This is a genomic window from Actinosynnema sp., from assembly GCF_052038725.1.
On the sequence record NZ_JBQGCX010001310.1, the window covers coordinates 1 to 5,316 of the forward strand.

A 5,316-nucleotide genomic window follows, 5' to 3' on the forward strand; every position below is an offset into this window, starting at 1 on the left:
CCCCGCCCCGGGGCGTCACCGCGGGACTCGAACGGCCGGGCGGCGCGGGGGGGGTTGGGGCAGGCAAACCGCCCCCCGTCGTCCCACCGCCCGTCAGCGCACCATGCTCCGCACCTGCCGCGCCGCCACCGACAGCGTCGCCAGGTCGAGCCGGTTCGCCCGGTTGATCTCCTCCAGCGCCGCCCGCGCCCGGCCGAGCCGGGACGCGTTGGCCTGCTCCCACGCGGCGATCTTCTGCTCGCCGCTGTCCTCCGGGTCGGAGGTGCGCAGCACGTCCACCGTGATCGCCCGCAGCGACGAGTAGAAGTCGTCCCGCAGCGCGAGCCTGGCCAGCGCGTGCCAGCGGTTCTCCCGCTCCAGCGAGGACACCGAGCTGAGCATCCGGTCGATGTCCAGGTGGTCGGACATCGCGAAGTACAGCTCGGCGGTCTCCTCGTGGCTGCGCTCGGCGCCCGCCGACGCGCCCAGGTCCTCGTGCTCGGCCAGCTCGGCGATCTCGGTGACGTCCAGCAGCCCGTAGGTGAACAGCAGCGTGGAGACCCGCGTCGCCAACTCCTGCGGCACGCCGTGGCCGACCAGCCGGTCGACGTTGGCCAGCACCGACTCCTGCTCGCGGCCCTTGACCAGGTCCACCATCCTCGGCGTGATCCGCTCGACCACGCCCCGGAACCGGGAGATGGCGGCGCTGATCGCCAGCGGCTGCGGCCGGTTGGTCAGCAGCCAGCGGGACGCGCGGTCCAGCAGCCGCCGGGTCTCCAGCAGCATGTCGTCCAGGACCTCGCTGGGCACCGCGTTGTCCAGCTCGCGGATGCTGCGCCACAGCGACGGCAGGTCGTAGATCGAGGTGACCGCCGTGTACGCGCGCACCGCGTCGGTGGTCGACGCGCTCATCTCCTCGGCCAGCCGGAACGCGTAGGAGATGCCGCCGCCGTCCACGACCTCGTTGACCAGGACGGTGGTGATGATCTCCCGGCTGAGCGGGTGGTCCGGGATGGCGTCGCCGAAGCGGGCCCGCAGCTGGCTGGGGAAGTAGTCGGGCAGCTTGCGCGCCGCCGAGTCCATCGTCGGCAGGTCGCTGGCCAGCACCTCCTCCTTCAGCGCCAGCTTCACGTGCGCGAGCAGCGTCGCCAGCTCCGGCGAGGTCAGGCCCTCGCCCGCCTTCTCCAGCGCCTTGAACTCGGCCTGGCTCGGCAGCGCCTCCAGGCCCCGGTCGAGCACGCCGCGCGACTCCAGGTCGGTGACCAGGCGGGCGTGCACGGACAGCATTGGGGCCGCGTGCGCCCGGCTGACGCCCAGCACCGCGTTCTGCGAGTAGTTGTCGGCCAGCACCAGCTGCCCGACCTCGTCGGTCATCTCGCCCAGCAGCTCGTTGCGCTGCCCGGCGTCCAGCGCGCCCTGCCTGACCAGCTCGTCCAGCAGGATCTTGATGTTGACCTCGTGGTCGGAGCAGACGACGCCCGCCGAGTTGTCCAGCGCGTCGGTGTTGACCTTGCCGCCGGTGCGGGCGAACTCGATGCGACCGCGCTGGGTCAGGCCCAGGTTGCCGCCCTCGCCGACGACCTTGACCCGCAGGTCGCGGCCGTTGACCCGGATCGCGTCGTTGGCCTTGTCGCCGACGTCGCCGTGCGACTCGGTGGAGGACTTCACGTAGGTGCCGATGCCGCCGTTCCACAGCAGGTCGACCGGGGCGACCAGCACCGCCCGCATCAGCTCCTGCGGGGACAGCTTCACGGTGCCCTCGGGAAGGCCCAGCGCGACCCTGACCTGCTCGCTGACCGGGATCGACTTGGCGGTGCGCGGGAACACGCCGCCGCCCTCGCTGATCAGCGACCGGTCGTAGTCGTCCCACGAGGAGCGCGGCAGCGCGAACAGCCGGGAGCGCTCGGCGAACGAGGTCGCGGCCACCGGGTTCGGGTCCAGGAAGACGTGCCGGTGGTCGAACGCGGCGACCAGCCGGATGTGCTCGGACAGCAGCATCCCGTTGCCGAACACGTCGCCGGACATGTCGCCGACGCCGACGACGGTGAACTCGTCGGTCTGGGTGTTGGTGCCCATCTCCCGGAAGTGCCGCTTCACGCTCTCCCAGGCGCCCTTGGCGGTGATGCCCATGGCCTTGTGGTCGTAGCCGACCGAGCCGCCGGAGGCGAACGCGTCGCCGAGCCAGAAGCCGTAGGAGCGGGACACCTCGTTGGCGATGTCGGAGAACGACGCGGTGCCCTTGTCGGCGGCCACGACGAGGTAGACGTCGTCGCGGTCGTGGCGCACCACGCGCTCGGGGGGCACCGCGGCACCGGACACCCGGTTGTCGGTGATGTCGAGCAGGCCGGAGATGAACTGGCGGTAGCAGGCGATGCCCTCGGCCAGGAACGCCTCGCGGTCCAGGCCGGGATCACCGCTGGGGACGGGCGGGCGCTTCACCACGAAGCCGCCCTTCGCGCCGACCGGGACGATCACCGCGTTCTTCACCGCCTGCGCCTTGACCAGGCCCAGCACCTCGGTGCGGAAGTCCTCGCGCCGGTCGGACCAGCGCAGCCCGCCGCGCGCGACCGGCCCGAACCTCAGGTGCACGCCCTCGATCCGCGGCGAGTACACGAAGATCTCGAACCGGGGGCGGGGCTGCGGCAGCTCCGGGATGGCCCTCGGGTTGAGCTTGACCGCCAGGTACGGGCGGGGCGCGCCGTCGGCGTCGCGGACGAAGTAGTTGGTCCGCAGGGTCGCCAGCACCAGGGTGAGCAGGCTGCGCAGGATGCGGTCGGCGTCCAGGCTGGTGACGTCGTCGATCAGCTCGGTGATCCGGGCGGACAGGCGGTCGGTGCGCTCGGTCCGGGAGGAGGCGTCCAGCTCGGGGTCGAAGCGGGTCTCGAACAGCTCGACCAGCGCGGTGGCGACCTCGGTGTGCCCGAGGACGGCGTCCTCGATGTAGTCCTGGCTGTAGGACACGCCGGCCTGGCGCAGGTACTTGGCGTACGCGCGCAGCATGGCCGCCTGCTGCCAGGTCAGGCCGCCGCGCAGCACCAGGGTGTTGAAGCCGTCGACCTCGGACTCGCCGCGCCACGCCGCCGCGAACGCGTCCTGGAAGCGGACGCGCACCGAGTCGAGGTCCTCGTCGGTGAGCTTCTCCAGGGTGGCCGGGTCCAGGCGCAGGCCGAAGTCGTAGATCCAGCACTCGACGCCGTCGTCGCGCACCAGGTCGTACGGCCGCTCGTCGACCACGACCACGCCCATGCGCTGGAGCATCGGCAGCACGTCGGACAGGGTGACGCGGGCGCCCGCGAGGAACAGCTTGAACCGCCGCTCGCCCGGCTCGGCGTCGCGCGGCACGTAGAACACCATGTCCAGGTCGCCCTGGCCCAGCGCCTCGATGCGGCGGAAGTCGCCGAGGCCCTCGGGGGCGGTGAAGTCCTCCTTGTAGGCCTCGGGGAACGCGCCCGCGATCCGCTGGCCCTGCTCGCCCGCCGACTCGGCGCCCAGCTCGTTCGAGCGGGCGGTCTCGGCCAGCACCGCCTCGACCATGCGGTCGTCCCAGGAGCGCACGGCCTCGGCGAGGCGCTGCTGGATGTGGGTGGTGTCCGGGGCGGCGCCCTGGTCGGCGGCCGGGTCGGTGTGCACGGTGAAGTGCACGCGGGCCAGCGCGGACTCGCCGATGCGGGCGCTGTACTCCAGGTTGACGCCGCCCAGCTCGTCGATCAGCACCTCCTGCATGGCCAGCCGCGAGGTGGTGGTGTAGCGGTCGCGCGGCAGGTAGACCAGGCAGGAGTAGAAGCGGCCGTACGGGTCGCGGCGCAGGAACAGCCGGAGGCGGCGGCGCTCGGCGAGCGCGATGACGCCCGTGACGGTGAGGTGCAGCGTCTCGGCGTTCACCGAGAACAGCTCGGTGCGCGGGTAGTTCTGGATGACCTCGAGCATCCGCTGGCCCGAGTACGAGTGCAGCGGGAAGCCCGCGCTGTGGATGACGTCGCGGACGCGGCGCTCGATGACGGGGATGTCCAGGACGTCCTCGTGCAGCGCGGTCGTGGACAGCACGCCGAGGAAGCGGTGCTCGCCGTCGACGCGGCCCTCGGCGTCGAAGGTCCGCACGCCCACGTAGTACGGGTAGACCGAGCGGTGCACGCTGGCCTGGGCGCTGGCCTGGGTGAGGACCAGCAGCTCCGGGGTGGGCGTTCCGGCGTCGGGCCCGGCGGTGAGGGCGTGCGCGGCGGGGCTGTCCTGGCGCAGCACGCCGAGGCCGGCCTCGCCCGAGGGGCGCAGGACCGGCTCGCCGCCGTCGCGGACGACCTCGTAGCGGCGGTAGCCGAGGAACGTGAAGTGCTCGTCGGCCAGCCACTCCAGCAGCCGCGCGCCGTCCTGCACCTCGTGCTCGGGCAGCGGGAGGCCGTCGCCGCGCAGGGACTTGGCCAGCTCGCGGGCGGTGGTGACCATGCGGTCGGTGTCCTCGACGACCTCGCGGACGTCGTTGAGCACGGAGCGCAGCCCGGCTTCCAGCTCGTGCGCCCGGTCGGCGTCGGTGAGCAGGTCGACCTCGATGTGCATCCACGACTCGGCGGCGGCGCCCTGCGGCGGGTCGGCCGGGTCGGCGGCGGGCAGCACCTCCACGAGGGAGCCGTCGGCCTGGTCGCGGCGCACCACGACGATCGGGTGGATCACGCGCTGCACCTGCACGCCGTTGCGGGTGAGCTCGGAGGCGACCGAGTCCACCAGGTGGGGCATGTCGTCGGTGACGATCTGCACGACGGTCGCGGGGCACTGCCAGCCGTCCCGCTCCCTGGTGGGGTTGAGCACCCGCACCGTGGGGCGGCCCGCCACGCGGCTCTCGGCGAGCCGGTGGTTGGAGCGCACCGCGCCCAGCAGGTCGGCCGGGTCGTCGTCGTTGACTTCCTCGGCGGGCACGTGCCGGTAGTAGAGGCGGATCAGCTCGGCGAGCTCGGGCGCGTTCTCGGCGGCTCTGCCGATCAATTCGTCTCGGGTGTGTTCAGGACTGGCCGCACGCGCGGCACCACCCGCGGCGTGGGCGGCGCGCTCGGAACGGGTCGGGAATCCAGTCGAGGTCATGTTCAGGCGACTCCACGCTATCCGGCACCTCTGTGTGCCGGGTCTGCGCACCACTTAACCAGACACTCGGAACTGCGCAGGCGGGACCCGCGTTTTTCACGAGCTGGATCGTTCACCTGATCGATCAGCGGCTTCCGGGGCAAGAGCACGGGGTTCCCTGGGCAAAGCACGGAAAACCGGGACCAGCGAAGTCATTTACCGGACTCGCACTGGTCACCGGCAGGAAACCTGGAACCTTATTAAAACCTCAAAGAATTCGTCTCACCT

1 protein-coding gene is annotated in these 5,316 nt (G+C 71.7%); it reads right to left on the reverse strand.

The features are described 5' to 3' along the window. Nucleotides 1-93: 93 nt before the first annotated feature. Nucleotides 94-5,049, reverse strand: coding sequence for an NAD-glutamate dehydrogenase (locus tag ACTUAL_RS27695; protein WP_440902295.1), 4,956 nt, complete (start codon nucleotides 5,047-5,049; stop codon nucleotides 94-96). Between the last annotated feature and the right edge of the window lie 267 nt (nucleotides 5,050-5,316).